This is a genomic window from Enterobacter cloacae complex sp. ECL414, assembly GCF_021869685.1.
In the GTDB taxonomy this organism is placed as follows: domain Bacteria; phylum Pseudomonadota; class Gammaproteobacteria; order Enterobacterales; family Enterobacteriaceae; genus Enterobacter; species Enterobacter kobei.
Genome location: NZ_CP091481.1, coordinates 954,843 through 979,663 on the forward strand (window position 1 = coordinate 954,843; position 24,821 = coordinate 979,663).

18 protein-coding genes and 1 pseudogene are annotated in these 24,821 nt (G+C 50.5%); 8 read left to right on the forward strand and 11 right to left on the reverse strand.

What is annotated here, in order from left to right; genetic code table 11:
* The first annotated feature begins 34 nt into the window (after nt 1-34).
* Nucleotides 35-529, forward strand: a complete 495-nt coding sequence (locus tag L3068_RS04405; RefSeq protein ID WP_006809979.1) for a helix-turn-helix transcriptional regulator — start codon at nt 35-37, stop codon at nt 527-529.
* A 73-nt stretch (nt 530-602) separates the two neighbouring features.
* Here the strand turns inward: L3068_RS04405 and L3068_RS04410 are convergent, their stop codons facing one another.
* The 3 genes and pseudogenes from L3068_RS04410 to L3068_RS04420 form a co-directional block, all read right to left on the reverse strand.
* Nucleotides 603-1,223 (reverse strand): inovirus Gp2 family protein, encoded by a 621-nt coding sequence (locus L3068_RS04410; RefSeq protein ID WP_023305544.1) that lies wholly within the window; start codon nt 1,221-1,223, stop codon nt 603-605.
* Between the two features lie 461 nt (nt 1,224-1,684).
* Complete coding sequence (locus L3068_RS04415) at nt 1,685-2,449, reverse strand: YagM family protein (protein WP_016246899.1); 765 nt, start codon at nt 2,447-2,449, stop codon at nt 1,685-1,687.
* A gap of 880 nt (nt 2,450-3,329) precedes the next feature.
* A pseudogene (locus L3068_RS04420) lies at nt 3,330-4,724 on the reverse strand (tyrosine-type recombinase/integrase).
* A 323-nt stretch (nt 4,725-5,047) separates the two neighbouring features.
* Between L3068_RS04420 and L3068_RS04425 the strand changes: the two are divergent.
* The 3 genes from L3068_RS04425 to L3068_RS04435 all read left to right on the forward strand — a co-directional run bounded on the left by L3068_RS04425 (nt 5,048) and on the right by L3068_RS04435 (nt 8,073).
* Nucleotides 5,048-6,262 (forward strand): tyrosine-type recombinase/integrase, encoded by a 1,215-nt coding sequence (locus tag L3068_RS04425; RefSeq protein ID WP_117582342.1) that lies wholly within the window; start codon nt 5,048-5,050, stop codon nt 6,260-6,262.
* Between the two features lie 68 nt (nt 6,263-6,330).
* Nucleotides 6,331-6,903 carry a hypothetical protein gene (locus tag L3068_RS04430; protein ID WP_117582344.1) on the forward strand — a complete coding sequence of 191 codons (573 nt, stop codon included), beginning with the start codon at nt 6,331-6,333 and terminating at the stop codon, nt 6,901-6,903.
* Between the two features lie 49 nt (nt 6,904-6,952).
* Nucleotides 6,953-8,073 (forward strand): IS3-like element ISSen4 family transposase gene (locus tag L3068_RS04435; RefSeq protein WP_087451024.1). Its coding sequence is split into 2 segments (ribosomal slippage): nt 6,953-7,211 and nt 7,211-8,073, totalling 1,122 coding nucleotides; the frame shifts between segments, so codons are not numbered across the junction.
* Between the two features lie 115 nt (nt 8,074-8,188).
* On the opposite strand, the gene L3068_RS04440 is transcribed toward L3068_RS04435, so the two are convergent.
* Complete coding sequence (locus L3068_RS04440; protein ID WP_069601767.1) at nt 8,189-8,839, reverse strand: helix-turn-helix domain-containing protein; 651 nt, start codon at nt 8,837-8,839, stop codon at nt 8,189-8,191.
* A 245-nt stretch (nt 8,840-9,084) separates the two neighbouring features.
* On the opposite strand from L3068_RS04440, the gene L3068_RS04445 reads away from it, so the two are divergent.
* The gene (locus L3068_RS04445; RefSeq protein WP_117581187.1) at nt 9,085-12,357 is read left to right on the forward strand and encodes an ATP-binding protein; all 3,273 of its coding nucleotides are present in this window, start codon (nt 9,085-9,087) and stop codon (nt 12,355-12,357) included.
* Between the two features lie 15 nt (nt 12,358-12,372).
* Nucleotides 12,373-12,996 (forward strand): response regulator transcription factor, encoded by a 624-nt coding sequence (locus L3068_RS04450; protein WP_158236410.1) that lies wholly within the window; start codon nt 12,373-12,375, stop codon nt 12,994-12,996.
* Nucleotides 12,997-13,041: 45 nt separating this feature from the next.
* On the opposite strand, the gene L3068_RS04455 is transcribed toward L3068_RS04450, so the two are convergent.
* The 5 genes from L3068_RS04455 to L3068_RS04475 form a co-directional block, all read right to left on the reverse strand.
* Nucleotides 13,042-14,046 (reverse strand): fimbrial protein, encoded by a 1,005-nt coding sequence (locus tag L3068_RS04455; RefSeq protein ID WP_232947936.1) that lies wholly within the window; start codon nt 14,044-14,046, stop codon nt 13,042-13,044.
* A gap of 23 nt (nt 14,047-14,069) precedes the next feature.
* Nucleotides 14,070-15,095, reverse strand: coding sequence for a fimbrial protein (locus L3068_RS04460; protein ID WP_087529055.1), 1,026 nt, complete (start codon nt 15,093-15,095; stop codon nt 14,070-14,072).
* A gap of 24 nt (nt 15,096-15,119) precedes the next feature.
* The gene (locus tag L3068_RS04465) at nt 15,120-17,660 is read right to left on the reverse strand and encodes a fimbria/pilus outer membrane usher protein (protein WP_117581185.1); all 2,541 of its coding nucleotides are present in this window, start codon (nt 17,658-17,660) and stop codon (nt 15,120-15,122) included.
* Nucleotides 17,661-17,690: 30 nt separating this feature from the next.
* Nucleotides 17,691-18,374, reverse strand: a complete 684-nt coding sequence (locus tag L3068_RS04470) for a fimbrial biogenesis chaperone (RefSeq protein ID WP_087529057.1) — start codon at nt 18,372-18,374, stop codon at nt 17,691-17,693.
* 73 nt (nt 18,375-18,447) lie between these two features.
* Nucleotides 18,448-18,975 (reverse strand): fimbrial protein, encoded by a 528-nt coding sequence (locus L3068_RS04475; RefSeq protein ID WP_045134696.1) that lies wholly within the window; start codon nt 18,973-18,975, stop codon nt 18,448-18,450.
* A gap of 657 nt (nt 18,976-19,632) precedes the next feature.
* Here L3068_RS04475 and L3068_RS04480 point away from each other — a divergent pair.
* Both L3068_RS04480 and L3068_RS04485 read left to right on the forward strand, forming a co-directional pair.
* Nucleotides 19,633-20,256, forward strand: a complete 624-nt coding sequence (locus L3068_RS04480; RefSeq protein ID WP_045134698.1) for a response regulator — start codon at nt 19,633-19,635, stop codon at nt 20,254-20,256.
* 4 nt (nt 20,257-20,260) lie between these two features.
* Nucleotides 20,261-23,545: a response regulator gene (locus L3068_RS04485; RefSeq protein ID WP_117581183.1), complete on the forward strand. Its 3,285-nt coding sequence runs from the start codon at nt 20,261-20,263 to the stop codon at nt 23,543-23,545.
* A 120-nt stretch (nt 23,546-23,665) separates the two neighbouring features.
* Here L3068_RS04485 and L3068_RS04490 read toward each other — a convergent pair whose 3' ends face one another.
* Nucleotides 23,666-24,436, reverse strand: a complete 771-nt coding sequence (locus tag L3068_RS04490; RefSeq protein ID WP_032637381.1) for an SAM-dependent methyltransferase — start codon at nt 24,434-24,436, stop codon at nt 23,666-23,668.
* A gap of 10 nt (nt 24,437-24,446) precedes the next feature.
* On the reverse strand, nt 24,447-24,704 hold the full coding sequence (locus L3068_RS04495; protein WP_014882706.1) for a YjhX family toxin: 258 nt from the start codon (nt 24,702-24,704) through the stop codon (nt 24,447-24,449).
* Nucleotides 24,705-24,821: the final 117 nt, after the last annotated feature.

Consider the following 24,821-nt stretch of genomic DNA (forward strand, 5'->3'; position numbering starts at 1 on the left):
AACGTTCATCGATTATCTTGACGGAGGTGGTTCAATGTCGGTTACTGTAACAGTTGAAAAAGTAGGGGCGGCATTTGCATTGATCAAATGCCACCATAGGCCTGAAGCAGAATATGAATTTACTGGTGAGTTTCTCGGGCTTTCACACGAGCTGAAGTTTGCAGGGAAGAATTTACGAGAACTGAGAGAAACTGGCTGTTCTATTTATGGAATTTATCAGGATGAATACGGCATGACCTTACTTCCTGATCATCCCGGCATTAAACTGGCCGAAATACTAGCGGTATCAAATATAGGACTGAATAAATTTTCGGTTTACATGGGATGTCGCGAGCAAGAGATAGTTGAATTGTTGAACGGTTCAGTTTCACTGACGAAAGCTATGGCACTCCGGTTATCGCATGTAGTCGGTGGAAGTTGGTCGAAGTGGATGTTAATTCAAGAGCAGTTTGAATTACAGTTGGCACAACGAGAGATTAAAGAATTAATGATTTTGACTAATATCGGGGATGAGGTCGTTGGATTATAGTAAAACAACCATCTTTAACTGATGGGTTTGGCCTTTCCATCCATAAGAAAGGCCATTTCTGTAAAAAAATAAATTACCAGCGACTGCAGCCGAAGCTACGGTCGCCATCTCCGTATACTTTTGTATCAAGTTTAGCCAGGTAGTCAAGACGATTCAGTAATTTATTGTATTCTCCTTCAAAGTTAAAATCATTGACGTCTAATATATAACGACAATTTTCAGGGTAGTGAACCAATCCCGGATAATCATCCAGTTCCAATCCCAGTGCGCTATACCATGCTCTTACAATCATCATCCTTAAATTGCTTTCGGCCTCATAATCACCTAAATGGTAATAAGCATCTTTGTTAAAAAAAAGACCAATATGAAAATGACATTTCCCCTCTTCGGAAAACTCCCTTACCCAAACATGACGAACACGATTTGGATAAATTCGTTTACCGTTAGCTGCTCTGGCTTTCTCATTGGCCTCCAGCATTGCATTTAACGCATTACGGAAACGGGATATAGCACCAGGCTCTAGATTAGGAAAACAGCAAACAGTGTCACCTCTGTCTAAAATGGGTGGATAATGAACATCAACACGTAACGCCATTGTTCTGGGGAATTCACTGATAGCATCATTGACGACTCGTTCAATATGTTTTTTATAGGCGAGCACATGCTCACCATGGGAACCATGATATAATTCCATGCTTCGATCCTGTTGTTAGCCCTACGGCTTATGATAGCCGTATACAGTAAAATGATCAGACATAGCTGAATGTCTGTGGTTAGTTATATTAATTAACTATTAATAGTAATGACTGTTGTATAATACCTTTCCAACAATAAAACTTGTTATCAACCCATTACCCATGCAGTAAAATACTTAAAAAGCAACTCTGCAATTATAATCACCCAAAGATGCCATTATCCCAGTGTCTTTTTACCGTGGAAATACTTATTCCTAAGATCTTTGCCACCTTGGATTGAGAGTAATGCTTAGCCTTCTCACTCTGAATTAAATGGTAATATTTACTTCCTTCAGGCCTTCCTAGAATTTTCTTTGATTTTGCTTTGTTAGTAGGCATCTTTTACCCTCATCAAGCTATTAGGTACTAACTCCATACTGTCGAGATGTATGCAACTAAGTGGTTATGCTTAACATTGGTATCAGAAAGTATGGTTTACTTCACCGTTAAAGGGGTTAATAATGATGGCATCTCCTCCTTTCATCGCCTTTTGAGGTGTATCGCCTTCGGCAATCACCGGGACCATTACCGCTAGATCATTTGTGTAATAAATTGGTATCCAGCAATAGCATGATTGTTTATGGTGGATTTTATTTCTTTTCAATACCTCTTCAATTCCAAATGTAATAAGTTCAAAGATTGGCATAATCACAATGCTGCTCAAATCAAAAAAACAACCATCGTAAACTGTTTCCTTTATCAGTATGATATTTGACAACCCTCCTGCAATTAGATGTTTGTGGTTCACGCGCCGATCTGTGTAAATAAAAATTGCTTTTTTTACATTGAAGCTTTTTATAATGTATGTGAGCTTTTCATGAATTAATTTTTTTTCACTCTTCCCCATCTTATCATGAGATATTTTGTGTGCATAAAAATTCTGGTCGATAACCTCGTTCCGGTGTCGAATGTGAGTGTTCCAGACGGAATGAAAAAACTCTTCGTAAGTTAATTTTGGCTCCCCCCGTGCTATTGACGGGGCCTTCTCTTCAAAAATACAGCCTAATGTTGACTCCAAAGTTTGAGCTATATGATATTGCGATGTTATTTTATTCAATGCTGGGACTGTGGCGTTTAATAAAAATGATATCACCTCTGACCTGGAGTATCCTTTTGCATTGCTATAGTCGTCAATTGCATCAATAGTAGAACTATTGTTTACGCTGAAAGTGATGCGTTTTTTCATATGTGACCTTGAATTTTGTTAATGTGAGATGTGATAAATAGTATTAATCTCCCCCCATTGTTAATGGAAGGTTTGTATTAACTAACCCGGCTATTCTTTAGAATAGCCGGGGGAGGCCTCTATTAGTTACTATATACTGAGAAGGTTAATAGGTATCTATCAATGTCTTTACGTGACCAATAGTGTCGGTTTTTAATTTTCTTCGGTCGCGGTAAACCATTAGGCAGTTTGTCTTTGCAAAGCCAAGCTCGAATAGTTTGTACTTCATAGCCAATAATATTAGCTAACTCGCGGGTAGAAATTAGTTGTGACTGAGAGGGTTTTTGATGTTTGATATCGCTCATTTCATCACCCCAACATTTGATATGTGGGCAAATAAGACGATAATTGTTTTTAACAGAGATGAAAGAATGAAATGAAAAGGGGTGAATATGGGGTCTCTATCGGGATCGGGGTCGCTACTACTACCATCCGATGAAGATGATGATGAGTTTTTTGATGACGTTGTTGAACTTCGGCGTGAGCGGGAAGTATTCCCCTTTGGTGGAAAAGGGCATGTTATAGTATTGACTACATTCCTAATAGCAACTAAAAGTTTTGAAACACGGTGCCAAAGAGGTAGTATTCGGTCAGTACTACTATTATTAAAACGCTGAATTGTTGTTTCCCAAAAATTAGAACTTTTGTTTTTAGTCGGATGTAAACCCCATCTCGCTCTGATTTCCGCACTTCGGTCTTCTCTTGATACAGTTATTGGGTTAGTCACTGTAGTTAATCTCCTGCTTAGTGAGTGAATGTAGTTAGCAGTAATAAAAGATAACTGAAAAAAAATTTCTGTCAACACATGTGATTTTATGTAAGTTGTTGATATTTGATAAAATCAACGCTTATCAACGTTGTTTTTTATTTTTGCTTCTTCTAAGATCCATAATTCAACTTTTTCATGCCATTTTCTTAGCAAATCTAATGGACGGCGGCGATAGTGCTTTTCAGCAAGAGCGCTAGGCTTATGGCCCATAATCTGCGCAACAATACCTGTTGGTACTTCGACCCATTCAGCGAGGGTCCCAAAACTACGGCGCAATCCGTGCAAGCTGATATGTGGTAACTCCGCGCGAGTTAATGCTCTATTATGTGCTGAACGCGGTTCAATAATTTTGCCACTTTTGCTGTTACTTCTGAAAACCCAATTCTCCTCGTTTGTACCACGATTGGGGATCTCCATCAGTGAGCGTAACAAGTCAGAAACATAGGGAGTGAGGGGGATAATTCGCTCGCCTTCGATCTTGTCTTTAATTCTCATGCTTGACCATTTGAAATCTATGTCAGACCAGCGAAGTGAGGAAATTTCTTCACGCCGTGCACCGGTGAGCAAAAGCACTTGGAGATAGGCTGATGCAATGGGATTATTGAGGCTACGCACGGCACTGAACCAGCTTTTGAGCTGTTCTTTTTGTAAGCAATCTCCCGCTTTGCTCGCTGATATTGGAACCATTTTTCTCACGTTATGATCTTGTGCAAGATCGCCATCGATTATTCCCTGATATTTTTTCTGGTAATTAGCCCATTTGATGAATGCACGCAACAGACGGTAGGCATGAGCAGTGACGGTAGGCCGATTTTGTCTCTCTGTACTTAGCCATTCGGCAATGTTCTCTGGTGTTAGTTCTGATAATGGTCGGTCGAGCAGGCTAGCCAGTGGCCCAGGTGAGGTTGGGCCCCGGCCTCTTTTTTTACTTTCGCCTCCACGACTGGACAAGTTAACGTGATCGGCAATGTAGCGTGCAGAGTAGGGGCGTTTAGTTTTTGCGCTGATTCCGGTTCTCAATTCATCAAGATAATCTTCCCAAGCGCTTGAAAAGGTTGCCTTCGTTTTACGAGATTCAGCCTGCTGTGATTCCGCTTCAGCAATTTTTTCCGCCTTAGCTATACGCGGATCTATCCCAGTATCGATTAATGTTTGCAGTCGCCTGGCTTCGGCCCTCGCATCATCAATCCTCCAATCGTTAATGTTGCCAATGGTCATGCGAAGGGTTTTTCCCGCATACAGGCTTTGGAATACAAAGGCTTTTGCTCCACGAGTTGCTCGACATGCCAAGCTTGTTACGTCCGTATCCCAAAGGAAAACTTGGTTTTTCCCTTCAGGTAAAGTAAATCTTCGAATTCGTTCGAAGGTTAGTTTTTGTCTTGAAAGCGCCATTTTTAGGGTTCCTGTTGGGGATTACGGTTTACAGTAATGTAACGGCTGGTGTAAGTAAATTGAAAGGATAAACATCAACACTCATCAATTTACATCAACAGGTTTTTTGTTTTAATATTATGATTTAAAATGATAAATTTGTGATTTCTGATGGTTGTTCAAGCAGTTAAAATATAAAAACTTCGCATTCGTAATGCGAAGGTCGTAGGTTCGACTCCTATTATCGGCACCATTCTAACATCTCCCCAAGTCTACTAAAGTTCACTGAAACCCCTTATACTCTGCGCTTTACAGCCCCTTTTAGTATTTCTACGTCTACTAAAGTTCCCTGAAATCTACGGTTGTTTGGGGGTACTTATGGGGGTATATGCTGTTCGGTCTAGAGGAGGTACCCCCAAGTGAAACTAAACGCCCGGCAGGTGGATGCCGCCAAACCTAAAGATAAGCCTTACAAGCTGGCTGATGGTGGTGGTTTGTATCTCCTGATTAAACCTAATGGCGGCAAATACTGGCGGCTCAAGTATCGTGTAGCCGGTAAAGAGAAGCTTTTAGCGCTTGGCGTGTATCCTGAAGTCACATTGGCCGATGCTCGGTCAAAACGTGAAGAAGCCAAAAGGGGTATCGCTGGGGGTATCGATCCTATGGAAGCGAAACGGGAAGAGAAGATTGCCCGTGAAACTCAGTTAAACAATACCTTCAAAGATCTTGCCCTTGAGTGGCACAGCAGCAAACTAAAAAAATGGTCTGCTGGGTATGCTTCAGACATCCTGGAGGCTTTCAACAAAGATGTGTTCCCTTACATTGGCAAAAAACCAATAGCCGATATCAAACCGCTTGAACTGTTGAATGTGCTGCGGCGCATTGAGGGGCGCGGCGCTACAGAAAAGGCCAAAAAAGTTAGGCAGCGCTGCGGGGAAGTTTTCCGTTACGCAATAGTCACCGGCCGTGCTGAGTATAACCCCGCTCCGGATCTCACCAGCGCGATGCAAGGGCACGAGTCCAATCATTTTCCTTTCCTCATACCTAAAGAATTGCCTGATTTCTTCAATGCGTTGTCTGGATATTCAGGAAGCAAGTTAGTAGTTTTGGCTGCTCGTCTGCTGATTATCACCGGATTGCGTCCCGGCGAACTCCGTGGGGCATTTTGGGATGAAATCAATATCAGTAAGGCGGTCTGGGAAATACCCGCCTCACGCATGAAAATGCGTCGCCCTCATGTGGTGCCGTTGTCCAGGCAAGCTCTTACGCTTATTGGTCAGATCCAAGAGCTAACAGGCAATTACCCGCTTGTGTTCCCAGGCCGTAACGATCCGCGAAAAACAATGAGTGAAGCCAGCATAAACCAAGTCTTTAAGCGGATTGGCTATAACGGAAAAGTCACCGGGCACGGTTTCCGGCACACCATGAGTACCATCCTGCACGAACAGGGCTACAACACCGCGTGGATAGAAACGCAGCTGGCACACGTCGACAAAAACTCTATTCGAGGTACGTACAACCATGCGCAGTACCTGGATGGTCGCCGAGAAATGCTCCAGTGGTATGCCGACTATATGGAAGCGTTGGAAAACGGCGAAAATGTCGTGCATGGAACGTTTGGGAAAAGCGCTTAACTGTATGTATAGACAGTGCTAATTGACAGTAGTAGACTTCTGTAGACTATCGTTAGCAGGAAGCTTTTATGCGAGAAAACATCCTCAACATGCCCCATCATCTTCGCCGACAACGTGTGGTCACTGCTGAGCAGGCTGCAATGGCTATGGCTGGCGTGTACAGTTGTTCACGCTTAGATGAGTTGAAAGCTAAATTCCCTCCTGAGATCTACAACATTGCTTCCAGTTACTTGAGGATAATTTTGAGTGCTGTAAACGCAGAAGAACTACATCCCAAGAGAACATGGTCTAGCTCACCTGGCGGAGATATCACTGGAGCTGATTTTTATTCCAATGATATTTGGCCTTGGGCTGTTAAAGAAATATCAGCTACAGATAGTTGGTTTGGATGTGATCCAGATAGCTCTAGCGAAAAGTACCAGCCTTTACGAAGCGGGTGGGGCGAGTTTGCTGGTAAAGATACAGCGTTAAAACTGATCGCTGGAATGGCTATTGCGCTTGAAAAATCAGGTGGTAAATATGTTCGCGGTAAAAATTTGAACAAATCCGAAGTTGCTAGGAGTGCTTCAAGAAGCATATTGGAACATGGCGATGGCATCGATGTGACAGATAAGGCATTTGACCTGCTCCCCGTTGATTAGTACACCCCGATGTTAGTAATGTCTTCATAAGCCACATGAGGACATCCCCATGAAGAAGCGTTTTTCCGACGAACAGATCATCAGTATTCTCCGCGAAGCCGAAGCTGGGGTACCCGCCCGTGAACTCTGCCGCAAGCATGCCATTTCCGATGCCACGTTTTACACCTGGCGTAAGAAGTATGGCGGTATGGAGGTGCCTGAAGTTAAGCGCCTGAAGTCGCTTGAGGAAGAGAACGCCAGACTCAAGAAGCTGCTTGCCGAAGCCATGCTGGATAAAGAGGCGCTTCAGGTGGCTCTTGGGCGAAAGTACTGACGACAGACCAGAAGCGGGAAGCCGTGATGTTGATGTGTGATGCGACCGGTCTGTCGCAACGTCGTGCCTGCAGGCTTACAGGTTTATCCCTGTCGACCTGCCGCTATGAGGCTCACCGTCCGGCTGCTGATGCGCATTTATCAGGGCGCATCACTGAGCTGGCACTGGAGCGCAGGCGTTTTGGCTACCGTCGTATTTGGCAGTTGCTGCGCCGTGAAGGGCTTCATGTTAATCATAAGCGCGTGTACCGGCTTTATCACCTCAGTGGCCTGGGCGTAAAACGCAGAAGACGTCGTAAAGGGCTGGCAACAGAACGTCTGCCGCTGCTCCGTCCGGCGGCGCCCAATCTGACCTGGTCGATGGATTTCGTCATGGACGCACTTTCCACCGGTCGCAGGATCAAGTGTCTTACCTGCGTCGATGATTTCACAAAGGAATGCCTGACGGTCACTGTTGCCTTTGGGATTTCAGGCGTTCAGGTCACGCGTATTCTGGACAGCATTGCACTGTTTCGAGGCTATCCGGCGACGATAAGAACTGACCAGGGGCCGGAGTTCACTTGCCGTGCACTGGATCAATGGGCCTTTGAGCATGGTGTTGAGTTGCGCTTAATCCAGCCGGGCAAGCCAACGCAGAACGGATTTATTGAGAGCTTTAACGGACGATTTCGCGATGAATGTTTGAATGAGCACTGGTTCAGCGATATCGTTCATGCCAGGAAAATTATTAATGACTGGCGGCAGGATTATAACGAATGCCGCCCGCACTCCACGCTGAATTATCAGACACCGTCTGAATTTGCAGCGGGCTGGAGAAAGGGTCATTCTGAGAATGAAGATTCCGACGTTACTAACTGAGTGTTGTATCTAATCGTGGGGGCAGGTCACTGATAGTGCGGTTTCTGGCCCGGATTTTCTGGTACCAACGGGAGTTTGTTCTGGCAAACTAAAATGCTCACGCTGCAATGGAGAACTATAGGTTTTGATAAAGATGTCTGTTTTTTCTTACTAACAGTGCATTCAGGCTTTTCAACCCGGCACGTTTTAGGGCCAGCATTTTGTATCGACTTACCGCGTTGTAGCTGATTCCCATCCTCCGGGCAACATCGCCGGGTTTTTCCCCCTTCATTAAGGCGTATAACACTTCGCGTTCAACCATTCTGGCGCGCTGATGTCCCTCCGGACGAGAAGATCTACGGACGGGGATAGCAGACAGCAGAAGATGAAACAGACTGCGCTTTAACCTGTTTACGGGAGCCGATTTCTCAATAAAAATGATTTTCTTATTGTGCTCAAGGCTGTAAGTATCGCGAAAAATACGGTCTGTCATGACCACTATCGTCGTGTCCGTCGTAATACATGCCGACAAAATATTCAGTTTGTCCTCCCTTAAGGCGACCTCGTCGAGAATCACCATATCTGCGTTGCAGTGGGTGTGCGGGAGCGTAGTTGACGAGATTTTTGTTACGAGCAGCCTACCGCATGCCTGTGCGTCTGCCGATAAAACCGTATAAAGCCCCTGCGACGTAAAATGGCATGCCGTTCCGATAAGAACGCGCCGGAGAGGGGCTCTTTTTGTGTCAGGCATAAGGGGATTATCGAAGATAGGGTTGTCATTCATCATGTTTTTTACACTGCGCCTGGGAAAGATTTCTGTCGTATATTTACGGTAACGGAAAAGAACAGGGAGAAATATGAGACCGCGCCACCTTATCCTGTAGGCAGGGGACTACAGGTTCAGCCGGTTCATCACGCCTGAGCGAGCAGTAAGGTTTAGAGACCTAATGACCATCACATTCAGGGTCAGACTTCCGGCGTGTTTCGACTGAATTCACGACTAAACTTCGACGCACACGCTAATGGAGGCGTATGTCAACGTTATGGAATAAGTCAGGTTGTCTTATTGCGTTGATTTGTCTGCTGGGACCTGCTTTTGCTATTTCGGCCAAACCCGTTTCGCTAAATCTTCTGGCCCATACGCATTTTTCTGAGCCCCTTCCCAAACTTAATCCTGACGATAAAGGCTGGCTTCAACAGCATCCAGCAATCCGCGTTGGGGTGAGCGCATCCGCACATCCACCCTATCAGGTGAGCATTGCCGATCGGGATTTTGAGGGGATTACGGCGGACTACCTCGAACGTTTGTCCCGCACGCTTGGAGTGGATTTCCAGGTATTACGTTACCCTGACAGTTCTGCAGCATTGGAAGCCTTAACCGCGTCACAGGTGGACATGATCGTCGACGATCGTTCCCTTACCGATACAGAACGTCATCCCGACCTGCTTCTGACCGACCGTTATCTGGCCGATCGTGCTGTTCTGGTGAGCCAAAAACCGGTTCGGGAAGCGGACGGATTACGTGGAAAAGTGCTGTTTTATATTGGTGGAGATGCGTTACGCGAACAGCTAAGAAACGCGTTTCCGAAGGCTTCATTGACTGCCGCTACAGATGATTACCGCGCAATGGCGTCTGTGGCCAATGATGACAATGCCGTATTCTGGACCAACTTTGTGACGGCTGCCGAGATTAATCGTCAGAATTTCAATAGCCAGTTAACGCTGTCCCCCAGTACGTTTTTGCCAGAACAGGGACCCAGATTTATCATCCGTCCGGACATGATGCCCCTTAAGGATGCCATCAACACGGCACTCAGAGATCGTCGCCGCCACATTTACAATGAAGTAGCCCAGACGTGGGGTTTGACGCGCCTGTCGGAAGAGGGAAAAAAGACCCTTAAAAACGCTCTTACTTCTGAGGAAAGAAACTGGATTGCGCATCATCCTAAGATTGCGGTGTATGTGGTAAACACGCATGTTCCGGTAACTTACATTAATGATGGCGGTCAGCAGAGTGGGTATGCCGTATCATTACTCCAGAACATCGCCAAAGAGACGGGATTAACGTTCAGTTGGGTTCCGTTTTCAAATGTGCCGGAGATGCGTGATGCGCTGAAACGCGCGCCTGACTCGTTAATAGCGGCCGCAGATGCATCGGCAACTCACGAACCTGACATTATCTACTCCCGGCCCTATCAAATATCTAACTGGGTGCTGGTGACCCGTAGCGCATTCCCCGCCATTCGCTCTCTGTCTGATATGAAGGGAAAACGCGTGGCGGTATTTACCGGCATTTATTATTTACCTGAGCTGCGCGAACGCTTCCCTCAGGTGGAATTTGTTGAAGATGATTTTTCGCTGGAAACGGCGCTTTCACTTTTTACCCACCGACTCGATGGGGTCATTGTGCCGCAGACCGCGGCCAGTTTTGTACTGAAAAGCTATTTGAACGATCGTTTCCGGATCGCCTTAACCCTGCCAATCGCCCCCCTTCGGCTTGCCATGGCGACCAGCGCAGAAAATAAAGATCTGATTTCTATCATTAACAAAACGCTCAGTGAACAGACATCCAGTGAAATGGGCGCAGAACTCACGGGCTGGCAAATGCGCTATGCCCTTGAGCGCTTTGAAGTCTGGGGGCGCTACCGAACCGCTATATTAATTGCCTGCGCCGTGATGTTTGTCATCGCGGTGATGCTGGCTTTTTACTTCTGGCGCAACCGCTGGCTCAAAAAGAACCTGGCCATACAGCAAGCACTGCAAAATGAACTCACCGTAGCAAAGCAACAGGTTGAAAAGGCGAGTGAATCCAAGAGCGTGTTTCTGTCGCAAATGAGCCATGAAATACGCACGCCGCTAAATGCCATTATCGGCCTGCTTGAACTTGAGCATCTCGGCCACTCCTCCCCGGCGCAACGGCGTAATAATATTGCTGTTGCCTATGAATCATCGAAATTCCTGCTCATGCTCGTGGGCGATATTCTGGATATGGCGAAAATCGAGTCCGGTACCTATGCCGTACGCTCCGTACCGGTTTCTCTCAACGCTATTGTTAATCAGGTCAGTACGTTATTTCATCATACGGCAGAAAAAAAAGGTTTGACGCTGCTGACGCAGGTGGACGTCGAGGTTGATCGGGTCATGAGCGATCCCCTGATGCTGAGCCAGATCGCCTCCAATTTACTGAGTAACGCCATCAAATTTACCGCTCACGGTGAAGTGGAGATTGTAATCTATCAGACCCCCTCAACCCCTGAACGCGGTAATAGCTATGTGCTGGAAGTGAGTGATTCAGGTCCCGGATTAACGGAAGCCCAGCAAGCCGCTATTTTCGAACCTTTTGTGCAGGTTCACAGTGCCCACTCTGCGCGGCAGGGGACCGGGTTGGGATTGACGATTTGCCGGCAGCTCGCCGAATTACTGGACGGGCAGCTGGCGGTAGAGAGCGTACCGGGTGAAGGTACCACCTTTATTTTTCGTTTTTCTGCACCAGCGGTCATTGATGAAGCCGATTTGCCACCGGCTACGAACGTGGGGGCGGTTTCCACGCCCTGTAACATACTGGTGGTGGACGATCATGCTCCCAGCAGAATGCTACTGTCGCAGCAGCTGACGGTCGCCGGGCATACGTGCGTTGTGGCAGAAGATGGCGTTCAGGCTCTGCAGTTATGGGGTGAGGAAACGCCGCCGTTTGATATGGTGATTACAGATTGCAATATGCCCGGTATGAGCGGCTTTGAACTCATCCGGCAACTACGTGAAAAGGAAAAACAGCTGAATCGGGCTCCCGGGCCGATGCTGGGATTGACTGCCATGGCCGAGCAGAAAGTCGTCGCGCTGGCTGAGGAGGCCGGGATGACGGCCTGCTTGTTTAAGCCCGTCGAACTTGCGCGGCTCCTTGAGCATATCCCCGAAACGACGCGACTGGCATCCCCCTCCGGGGAGCGTCATACTCGTCTCGGTTTGAGGGAGATGGCGCAATCGCAGCCCGAAATATTCGACAGGCTGATCGACGCGGCGATATCGCAAAATACGCAGGACTGGGCGGCATTTAAACGGGGGATTGCGGACGCTGATTTTACGGGCATTCGACGCGCGGCGCACAGCCTGACCGGAGGGGCGAGATTACTTGAAGCGCACGAACTTGCCGGAATATGCGAGAGGCTGGAAAACGCAGCGGAAGAAGAAGACTTGCCTCACATTCTGTCTCTGGTCACCGCACTGGAGGCCCATCTGCTGCAACTGAATAATCGCCTTAAAGACCAACAGTTTTCTCACCAGGGGAAGAAGGCGGATGACGAATAAACGCAGGGTATGCTTATGAGCACAATCTTTATTGTTGATGACCATCCTGTTTCTCAACTTGCCGTGCAGGTCGTGGCGAACGGGAAGGGATATGACGTTGTGGGCACCTGCGACAACGGGCACGATGCATTAGTCTATTTGCGTAACCATCGTCCCGATCTGGTGGTGATTGATATTGATATCCCTCCGCCTGACGGACTTGAGGTCATAAAACGGCTGCGCGAAGAGAATTATCCAGGCGGAATTATTGTTCTGACGACGCACAGCGATCAGCATTTTGTAGACAGGGTCAGGGCCGCAGGCGCCAATGGTTTTATCAGTAAGAACAACCAGCTTGACGCCCTGGCAGATGCGTTCAGGGCCGTGTTAAACGGATACGAGTTTTTTCCCCAGCGCCAGTCATCGTCAGGCCGACCGGATGGGATACAGCCGGAGAAGGACCTGCTGAGCCGCCTGTCTAATCGGGAGCTGCAGGTTCTTGGCTATATCGCGCGGGGCGAACTGCTGGTGGAGATTGCGGAGAAACTGCATGTCAGCAACAAATCCGTCAGTACCTATAAGCGACGTATTATGGAAAAGCTGGGCCTGAGTAAAACGCTGGAGCTGGTCGAATTCGCTAAACGTAATCATCTGGCGTGACTAAAGGGAATTAGCGGTACCCGTTTCGGGGGACCGCTCAGCGATTTACTGGTACGTTGTCGTAAACGTTGCCGTGGCGTTAGCCGTACCCGGCGTCAGGATGGTGCCAGTCTGATAGTAGCGTGCCGCAAGCGGGAGGGCATACAGACCGTCTGACGCGGTGGTGGTAATTTTAAGCCGTTCTCCCGGTATAACTGGCGTGTGGTTAAACAGCACCTGTATCCCCACTCCGCTGGCTGTTTCACCCGAGCCTGTTGTGTCAATATTCAAAATACCCTTACTGGTATCCGCTACGCCCGCACGTCCCGCCTCCAGCGTCAGGTAAATATTAGCAGACGCGTCGCAGTTCAAATTGACGTTAAAGCTCACGTCGCGCGAGGTGCTTCCAGCCCCCGAAAACTCGGTATTTTTTATGCTTCCCATGTTCACAAAGATGTTTGGAGTGGTTACGGAACAGGCCACCGTATGTACTTCTCCACTCGCGATATTTACGTTCATGACATCCATTTCACCCACAACGCCTGCCCGCGTGATAGATCCGGTCTGCAGACGGCCTGACCCCGTTACGGGAGCAATTTTGATCAGCTGGAGCTGATAGTTCCCCCAGGAGCCGCCACAGAGCCTCCACCAGGTGGGGGAGAGGCGACACCAGATATTACTGACGCGTCTGGGCAGAGGCCCCGTTCCATAGCGCCCGGCCGTTGACCCTGCTCCCGGGGTCACAACCCTGAAGGCAAGACCCGCCACGCCTGACTGATAGAGAGTTTCAGCATTATGCTGTACTGGCTGAAAATTACCGCTTCCTGGCGCCCACTGGGTGACGAACCTGGAGGTGGTGCATTCGATAAAATCGTTCCGGTTAGCGAGTGTGGCAGAACTGGCGGTTGCAACCACGCTACCGATGGGGGTGTCGCGCTGAACGATTATCTGACCAAAATTGAGGTTAATATTGTCGCTGGCCGTAAACCGGTTATCCATAAAGCTGCAGGCACCCACCGCCATTTTAGAGGTCAGGAGCAGTACGCCGCAGAATAAAATTCGTATGTTCACTGGAGAGCGTTTTCCTAAAATAATCACTGATAAGTCATGGTAAACGTGGCATTAGCATCCGCTTTTCCCGGTGTTACCGTCGACTGTGTCTGGTAATAGCGCGCCTGCAACGGTATGGAATAGGTGCCATTCGCCGTGGTTCTGGCTACGTTTATGCGCGTGCCCAGTGAAACCGGTCTGCTGTTATAGAGCACCTGAACACCCACTCCGGTTGCGTTGTCTGCCGCCCCGGCATTGTCGAGGTTCAGCACGCCCTGTGTTGAGTCGGCCGCACCTGCACTTCCCGCTGTCAGCGTCATATTGATATTGGTGGAGGCATCGCAGTTAAGGGCGATCGCAAAATCGGTATTGCCGCTGGTGCTTCCCGTCCCCCGGAAATCGGTGTTTTTGGCCGTTCCCATGTTGACCGTAATATTAGGATTGGTTACCGAGCAGGCCACCGTCTGAACCGTGCCGCTGGCGATGGCATAGTCAAAAATAGTGGTCTCTCCGACGATCAGCGCCCGGGTAATCGTGCCGGTCGTGATGGGGCCCGATCCGGTAGTGGGGGCAATTTTGACGAGCTGAAGCTGGTAGCTTCCCCAGGTTCCCCCGCATAACCGCCACCAGGTCGACGAGCTGGTGCAGGGGACGTTGGAAATTTGACGGGGAAGAGGGCCGGTTCCATACCGGCCGCTGGTCGTTCCTGCCCCTGGAGTGACGATCCTGAAAGCCAGACCCGGGACACCGGACTGGTACAGCGTCTGGCCGCTATAGGCTACCGGCGCATACCCGGAACCTGCAGCCCACTGTGTACGGTATCCCGTGGCGTTGCATTCGATGAAATTATTTCGCCCGCCCAGAGTATTGTTTGTGGCGCTCCAGACGACGGTCCCGACGGGCGTGTCGCGTTGAACGATCACTGACCCCAGATTCAGCTGAACGGCATCATTCGGTGTAAAGCGACTGTCCATAAAGCTACAGGTGGCGAGTGCGCCGTTTGAAACCCCCATCAGCAAGATGGCCGAGAGCAGGCGGTTTCGAAATATGTGTTTGATTAACGTTTTCATTACTAACCTTCTATTGATGTTCGCTCAGCGACACTGTCCCTGGATGACCGGGATGCTTTCGCCCGTTTTCGGTTTACTCAGGCGATAGGACACCCGACATTGACGCTGCGCGTCATTTCCCCACTGCACCTTCAGCGTGCCTTCAGAAGACAGGCCAGCGAGGTACACCTGTCCACCATCGCCGACAATACTGCTGCCGGCATCCGGGTCGGCGTCGTTCACAACGGTTGCGCCAAAGGGCACCGGTTTACCGTCAGCGCGGATAAGCGTCATCATCACGCGCTGCCCTACCTGCGCGCGGTATTCTGCCCGCACCAGCGCTCCCCGGGTCGGAACGACGCTACGGCTGGTTTGTTTCAGATCGACATCCTCATCCAGCGTTGACGTGTTCAGCGTGACGTCATTGCGGCGGTACGGCATCAGGTTTGGTACGAGGGCATAACCGCGATAATCCGTTCTGATACCGGTTTGATTCTGGATAGCTACGTTCGATGCGCCCGGCACTTTGACCAGCCCAAACGTTTCGCCCATGGGTTGACCGGCGGTTATGCCCCCGGCGTGAGCGACAATACTGCCCTGGAGGCCGTAGCTGAGATTGCGCTGACCGGCGCTCTGGCTGTAGGCACCATTCACCTCGCCATAAGTCCCCCGATAGTTAACGCTCCCGTAGCCGCTGTTAGACTGCTCCTGCGATGCATGGCTTTGCGTCAGGTTCCAGTTAAGGCTGTTATCCTCCAGTGCCGTACCGTTAAGTCCCACGGTATTGACGGTCCCTCGTGCGGGACTGCTGCTGACGTTGTAGCTGGCAAAGGATTTACCCAGCCACTTATCCAGAGGAATGCTCAGGTTGAGGGACAGGACATCATCGCGTTCGCTGTTTTTTCCGCCTTTGTATTGACCCCCGCCCGCAGTGTTACGATTCATGGCGTAGTTAAGGCTGTAGCTGATGCCGTTCCAGCTGTTGTTGTAACTCATATTCCACGAGGTCGTTTTACGACGGTTATCCCAGTAGTCTTCACTGATTGCCCCAACGGACAGATAACCGCGTTCGCCGCCTAAATCCTGGCTCAGGGTCAGTTCCGCGCGATTACGCTTGCGTTCGGTGCGCATGGAAGAGGGTTTATCGCGATAGCTTTCCAGGACATCAGCCAGATCGTAAAACCCCTCGGTGGAATAGCGATACCCTGCAACCGCAAGGTGGGTTCCCGTTTCCGCCAGACTTTTGCTGTAACGCAGACGCCAGGATTGTCCCTGTTGTTCTTTATCGTTTTGTGGCGTACTCCACGCCTGCGTAACGTCTACCGATAACGCCCCTAGCCCCCCCAGGTTCTGACCCACGCCCGCCGCGAAAGCGCGATAAGGTTGTGCCAGCTGTGCGCCGCCATATAACGTCATCCCTTTACCCACGCCATACAGAAGGGTTCCCTGTGAAAAGGGCGTTTTTTCAATACTGCTGTCATAGGCACGATACTGACCGGCCGTCAGGCTGAACTGCAGTCTGCCCTCACGCTGGAGGACAGGAAGAGAGGCGTAAGGCACGACCATCGACTGCTCACTGCCGTCGGCCTCTTTAATGGTGACGTACAAATCGCCGCTGCCGCCGGTAGGGTACATATCCGTGATTTCGAATGCCCCGGCCGGTACGGTTGTCTGGTAAATGACGTAACCGTTCTGGCGAATGGTGACTTGTGCACTGTTACCGCGTGCAATGCCGCGCACGACCGGCGCGTAGCCGCGCTGACTGTCGGGGATCATTTCGTCATCGGATGCCAGCTGCGCACCTCTGAAAGGCACGCTGTCAAACACGTCAGACGGGGACAGGCTGTCCCCCAGCGTTAACTGGCTTTTCAGCGGAACGATGCTGCGCTGAGCATAGGTATAGACGGTGTTCCACTTGTCGCCGCCACTATCACTGCTGGCGGGGCGGTTCCAGGTGGTGTAGTTACGAAAACGCCAGGCACCCAGATTCAGACCCGGACGCAGATTGAGATACTGACTGCTGCCCTCGCCGGTCAGAGGGCTCACGCCGCTGAAGCTGTAATGCAGAAGTGCGGCGTTAATACCGTCATCCCACTGCGTGGGTGAAACATAGCCACGAATGCGCGGGTTAACCGCCGCCTGCGGGATCGAAATGTTCAGACGATGTGCGCCGAATACGAAGACAGCTGCGCTGTCCGGAATCGTTGAAAAATCCACGCACTGCTCGCCTTCAGGCTGTAATCCAGGAAATAACTCTGTACGAACGCCATATCCCGCCAGAGTTTCTGCATCCAGACAAGGCTGAAGGCCGTTCTCGGAGGTCTGGAAAAAGGTGACGTCTCTGCTGTCTACCTGTTCGTCATTAAGATAGATATCAACGGGATAACGACCCGGTAACTGCCCGCCATTCTCAAAAGCCGACAGATCAGGTACGGTGCCGCCTGTACCTGTCTGCTGTAAAAGCGCAGGATTAAAGTAGTCCCTGGCTTCAGCGTGAACGGAAGGCAGAAGGAGGGCGACTAGCACGGCCATAAGGGATGGCCGAAACTCCGGACGTTTTTGTGCAGCGTGTGATAATGGGGACATGGTTCTTTCCAGCGGTTCGTTACAGGTGCGTTAAAGGGAGGCTTTGTGAGCAGCGCCAGTTGCGCCGTAATCACTGATCACCTTCCATTCGACCTGATTGCCCTGAGCACCAGACGGAAGGTCAAAGAAGGCCGTTGCGCGAGGGGCAACGTAGGTCACATTCTCAAGTTGACGTCCGTTCAGGCTGATTGACTGAAAGTTGATGTAGTATGGGGTCGGGTTATTTACCGACAGGCGCTGTCCCTGACGCGTCCATTTCAGGCTGTTGCTGGCCTGATCCGGTGAGGAAGCCTTCAGGGCTGACGGGCGATAAATCAACTTCAGGCGCGTATTGACGGCCAGTTGCAGGGTATTGTCCGAACGGCTGGGATCGGCTGCGGGGATGGATTTAATATTCATCCAGAACATCGTCTCCCGATCTGCAGCGAAATTTGGGGCCATTTTCAGAATACGCAGGGTATTTTTCTGGCTTCCATCCAGGCGAAAAAGCGGAGGCGTCACGATAAAGCTCTGTTTATCGCTCTGACCGCGTTCATTTTCTATCCAGGACTGAATGAGATAAGGGGTGGCGTCGGGATTGTCTACGCTGATTGACGCCTCTTTTTTGTCACCATCATAGATAATGCGCGTGCCGCCCACGACTACGCCGGCGTGAGCCATTTCGCACCCGATGAGCATGCCCGCAACCAGTAAGGATGAGAGTTTGAATGTCACTGTGGTTTCTCCTCTGGGAAAAAGCCAGCCGGGGGCTGGCTTTCGGATAACGGCAGAAAGCGCTGCCGTTGGATCAGTTGTAAACAACGCTGAAGGTGGCGGTTGCGTTCGCTGGACCTGCGGTCACTGTGGCGGCTTTTGCTACGTAAGCAGCGTTAAATTTCAGCGTATTGGTCCCCGCCTGGGAAAGCGTGACGCGCTGAGATTCGGTGAACAGAGGCAGCACGGTGTTGTCCGCATTACGGATCTGGATGCCTACACCGGTTGCGACGCCATTCACCGGCGTCAGTGCGAGCGCGCTGTTGTCTCCCTGATAAGGCGTTCCGTCGAATTTCACCGCTGCGGAGGTCACGCTTGCCGGGCAGCTCGTCAGATCAATCTGGAAAGCGGTCGCACCGGCGGTATCACCCGCGGCTGAGAAGGCGTTTTCGCTGATCTGGCCTAAGGTGACCGTCTGGTTGGCGCTGGATGCCGATACCGTACAGGCGGCATCAATGATTTCGCCGTTAAACTGAATGGTGCCGTCAGCAGCGTGGGCGGCAGTCAGTGATGCACCGCTGATGATTGACGCGATGGCGATAAAGTGAAGTTGCTTTTTCATCAGGTTTTATTCCTGTAAGTGAGTAACAATTAACACTGTGTTTACGTATTGCGCCTGGATGATGCTGATAAAACGGCAAGCAGCTTCCTGTTTGCAGGTGATAAAAACAGCGCATTTTTGGGTTTGCGAATAAAAGTATTTTCAAAGCGATGTATTTCACAATGACAATGAAATTTGATTTGCCCATTTTTATTAGGCTATAAATATCTATTGCGCATGAGGAATACTGTTTATGCGTGACAGTCGAGTTTTTGAAACTTATTCCAAAAAGCATTTCTGTTTGGTCTCGCTTTGTGTAATCCACTATACCCTCGCAGTAAATTAAAACACTCAGACTGGGAGTTGATTTATGTCATCAAAGACGACATTACCTGTAGTCCTTTGCCTACAAGCGGTGAAAGCCTCCTGGTCGTGAAAATGTTCCTTTGATTTGTAAGTTAATTAAAATCAATGATTTATATTTGTTTTCTCATGATAATTGAGTCGAGAATTTAAGCTGATCTGTCAGGAAAAAGATGTCATCCCCGTAGGGTAACCGGAAAAAAAAGCAGTAAATAAAAACATATCCGCGACAATGAAATAAAAAATAGATTTTTGGATTGATTTTACCTGGGCTTTTATGACAGCCTTTAATAAAAGGAAATTAAAGAGGCTGATATGGCTAATATCCTCATTGTCGACGACCATCCTATGGTTCGTCTGGCTATACGTATGCTGCTCGAAAAAGATAACCATATCATCATTGCTGAAAGTGGTGATGGGACGGACGCATTTAAGGTGATACAGAAAATAAAGCCCGAAATCGTGGTGGTCGATCTTGATATTCCCGGTTTGAGCGGCGTGGAGTTAATAGAAAAACTGCGTAAAACAGAATTTCCTGGCAGGTTACTGGTACTGACGAGTCGGGATGATGAACATTACCTTAACCGATGTATTCAGTTTGGTGCGGATGGATTTGTCGGGAAAGGGAATAATCTGGATGAACTTCGAAATGCCGTCAACGCGGTAGAACGCGGCTACGCCTATTTTCCTCTGCGTCGTCAGGCCAACCGGTTACCCGCCAGCTTTGTCCGCGAGAGTGATGTGATCAAAACCCTGTCAAACCGCGAGCTTCAGGTTCTGCGCTACGTCGCGCGCGGTATGAAAATCAATGATATCGCCAACAAAATGTTCATCAGCAACAAAACCGTCAGCACCTATAAAACCCGGTTGATGCACAAGCTTGAGATAACGCACACCATTGGATTGGTTGATTTTGCGCGTCGCCATCATCTGGACTAACGCATTGAAAAAATTTCTTTTTACCCTTGGCTTATTGTATCTGGTGCTTGCCCCTCTGCGCAGCCTTGCGCTGGAACCCGCGGATGTGCAGATTATTAGCCGGGAGAGCTACGCGCCAAAAGAATTTACGCTCACCAACGATGACTGGCGCTGGTTAGGGAAAAAACGAGTGCTGACGATGGCGGTCTGGCAGCCTGAGATCCCTCCGCTGTCACTGTTTCCGGAAGACGGTCGGCTGGAAGGCATGATTGCAGACTATATTGCGCTTCTTGGCGAGTATCTGGCCGTGCGGATCCACGTCGTTGCATTTGAGGATCGCGATTCGGCTTATGCTGCACTGGCCCAGAAAAAGGTGGATATCGTGGTGGATCCCTCGGCAAAGGTCCGTGGGGTTAATGCTGCACTGGTAGCGTCAGCGAATTTCATTCGGGATCATCCTGTCCTGGTCCACCGAAAACAATCCCCTGAAAAACCGTTTCACTATCAACCCGGGATGCGGTTGGCCATCGCGCGCTGGTATGTTGACGACAGCTGGATAGAGGCCCATTTCCCCGGCGCCAGGCTGATTCATTTTGACACCGACGATCGGGCCATGGCCTCCGTGGCGTTCGGTGAAAACGACTTTTATATTGGTAACCTGGTGACAGGATCATATTTACTTGAACGCCACTACCCGCATTTTCTGGTGCTTCAGCAGGTCTATCCGGAACGTGATACCGGAAGCCATTTCGTCATGCGCAAGGAAGACCATGCGTTGATACGGTCCGTGGGACGGGTGCTTGATTCGATACCCCGTACCCAGAAGGAGGTCATTCTGCAGCAGTGGAGTGAAGGCTCGTCACGCTGGCGCGTCAGGGAACAAGTGGCGTTTACCGCAGCAGAGAAAAAGTGGTTAGCAGACAATCCCACGGTGCCGGTTTCCGTTAATGCCCTCTATGCCCCCTTCACCATGATTGATGCAAAGGGGAATTTTTACGGGGTTACCGCCGATATTTTACGTCTGGTCCGGCTGCGTACCGGCCTGCATTTTGATCCGGTTCCGGCGGATTCAATCCGTCGGATGGAGGACCAGATCGCCGGTAAAAAGGCGCTCTTCATGGGCGCGGTCAGCCAGAGCGAGGAACGAACGAAGCAGCTGCGGTTTTCCCGACCCTATTTTACGTCGCCATTTGTGTGGGTAGAGGCCTCGGACAAACATTACACCGCAGCCCTGCCGCCGGGAACGCGCGTGGCAATCGTGACGAAAAATGCCCTCATCCCTGAACTCAGGCGCACCCGCCCGGGGATCGTGCTGATCGAAACCGAAAACGCCGCGATTGCGATGCAAAATGTCGCCGATGGTAAGGCAGACGTGGCGATACATACGCTGTTTGGGGCCAGCTATATGATCGATCGTTATTTTCGCGATCGGCTCAAAATTGGCGGTCATATAGGCGAGCTGACAGCAAAAGTTGCGTTTGCAGTTTCGCGGGATCAGCCCGAACTTCTGAGCATCCTTAACAAGTCACTGGAGAATATCTCCCCGGCGGATATCACTCATGTGATCGATAAATGGCAGACGCGACCCGATGTCAGACTCAATACGTGGGAGCTGTACAGAACCCGCTTCTGGCTGGTTTCCGGGGTGGCCGGGATTGTCATTCTGACCTCACTTATCTGGATCTATTACCTGCGGCGCGAAATTGGCGCCCGTCAGCTGGCTCAGCAGGATCTTCAGTCTCAGCTGGCCTATAACGAAACGCTGACCCGTGCGCTTTCAGAAGAAACGGAACGCGCCGAACAGGCTAACCGCGCAAAAAGTACGTTTCTGGCAACCATGAGTCATGAAATACGGACGCCAGTAAGCGCCATCATTGGGCTGCTTGAACTGACGGTCAACGCCGCAGATAAAACATGGGAAGATGACGATCCCGTCAGGGTTGCCTGTGAATCTGCCCGCTCCTTAATGGGGCTTATCGGGGATATTCTGGATATGGCCCGGATTGAATCAGGTCGACTTGAATTAACTCCGCAGTGGGTCCGAACGGCGGATCTTCTGCCGCCGGTGGTGCGGGTCTTCGAGGGCCTGGCGAGGCAGAAAGCGTTACGTCTGCAATATGTGGTGCCTCCAGAGTTGCCAGAGGAGATTTTTCTCGATCCGCTGCGGTTCAGACAGGTGCTCTCAAACCTGGTGAGTAACGCCATTAAATTCACCGAGAAAGGTTGCATCACCGTTGAAATGACCCTTTTTAACGGTGAAACGGCACCGGCAAACTATCTTCTGCACATTAGCGTTTCGGATACGGGGCGAGGGATTTCCGCGGAAGAGCAAAAGAATATCTTCGATCCCTGGGTCCAGGCGAGGGATGGTGCCGTCCAGAGTGGTTCCGGGCTGGGACTGGCGATTTGCGCGCAGCTGGTCACGATGATGGGCGGCAGTATTACCATCGCGAGTGAGAAAGGTAAGGGAACGCAGGTCAGTTTTACGGTGTCAGTCCAGCAGCGGGACAACCCCGTCAGTCCAACGGAGGCAGATGTCGAACCAATAGCGGTTCCTCATCGTCCTCTGAGCATTCTGGCGGTGGACGATCATCCCGCGAACCGAATGCTGTTACGCCGCCAGCTCATGCATCTTGGTCACCATGTCAAGGAGGCACAGAATGGCCTGGAAGCCTGGGAATTGTTTCAGGAGACGCGCTTTGATGTGGTTATTACCGACTGCAGTATGCCGGGGATGGATGGTCTGGCATTGACGCGTCTACTGCGGGAACGTGCCGGTGACGCCCTGATCATCCTCGGGCTAACGGCCAATGCCTGGCCTGAAGAGCGGGCCAGATGCCTCGCAGCCGGAATGGACGACTGCCTGTTCAAACCTCTTCCGATGTCCCAGCTCAAAACGTTGTTGAATGACGTGATGAAAAACATTGCTGCGCCCAGGGGGGAGGCCGTTTCTCTCTCCCGAGTGGTGGATTACCCGAAGCTGGAGGCGCTCAGCAGCTTTGATGAGCAGATGCTGGGAGAGTTGCTGCGGGTAACCGTTCAAACGAATAATGACGATCTGCGCTATGCGGCAGACCTGGTTGAGCTGCAGGACTGGCCGGAGCTGGCCGCTTGCATGCATCGTCTGTCGGGAGCCGCGAAAATTTGTGGCGCGAGACGGATTGAACGGGCGAGTCGTGAACTTGAGATGGCCTGTCTTTGTCCGGAACAGGCTCTGGAACACCTGCATGCCTTGTGGTCAGCGCTTTGTGACGCGGTGGAGGAGTTTAACCTTGCTGTGGGAGGCTGGTTGGCTGAAGTGGAACCCTGAATATCTCCATCCTTTCCGCCCGGTAAGCGAAGCGCTACCGGGCGATCGTAGGGTAAATGCGCGGTTCGGGTCAATTTATCGCAGATACCGGGTAAGCTAATCAGATATCCGGTTTCCCCTTTAGGCGGTACCGCAAACGTCCTCCTGTCGTGCCATTAACGCAAACACGCCCCAGCCGAGGTATTCCCGCGTGTAGGTCACATGGCGTTCAGGCGCGCTTTTCAGCTCCGCTCGCACCTCCTGCGCAAAGTCATCGTCAGGGTGTTGCTCCAGCCAGCGACGCAGTGTCATCCATTTCGCGGCTTCGTATCGGTCCCAGCCTTCCTGGTCGGCCAGCACCATTTCCACCAGGTCATAGCCTTGCCGATCGAAAGAGGCGACGAGGTCGGGCAGGGTGAGAAAGTCTGCGATGGACGAGGCGCCACAGGCCCGAGCCACCTCATCCGTTGCGGGAAGCCGCCGCCAGTAAGGTTCGCCGATGAGCATGATTCCCCCGCGCTTAAGGCTTTGTGCCAGCAGGCTCATCGTTCCGGCGACGCCACCTGCAATCCATGTGGCGCCAATACACGCCGCCACGTCACATTTTTCATCCGCAACGTAACCTGCCGCGTCGTTATGAAAAAATTGAACGTGTTCGGCAACGCCCAGTTCCTCTGCGCGCAGTTTGGCCTGCGTAGTAAAGAGCGGGCTCATGTCGATGCCGGTGCCGGTAATCCCGTGGTCACGTGCCCAGGTGCAAAGCATCTCTCCCGAGCCGCTGCCGAGATCGAGAATGCGCGTGTCTGGCTTCATGCGTAACACGCGGCCCAGCGTGGCGTACTTTTCTGGCGTAAAGGGGTTATGAATGCGGTGTTCGCTTTCGCTGACGGTAAAAATACGTGGGATATCCATATTCCTCTCCTTAACGATTGTCAGGCTGAGCACGAACGTTGTTCAGCCCGGTGGTATTGATGCGGTAGGGCTGACCCTTAACGGATTTGATCAGCTTTTTAGTTTTGAGTTTTTTAAAGACGGCGAGCGTGCAATCAGACAGCAGTAGCCCTTCGCGGCTGTAGCATTCCACGGCGGTGACGCGGCCGGACGTATCGCGGACGTGCACAATACGGCCACCTTTGGCGAGAACGTGTAAGGTACGTTGTTCCTGACGGGATAAATTCATACTGGAAAACCTGTTTAATCATCATGTGCAAAACGTGCAAACACACAGCGGTGCCCGCATTCGATTTCGGCGCATTGATAATCAGTCCGGCCTGAAAGGTCGGGGAGCTGATTATCG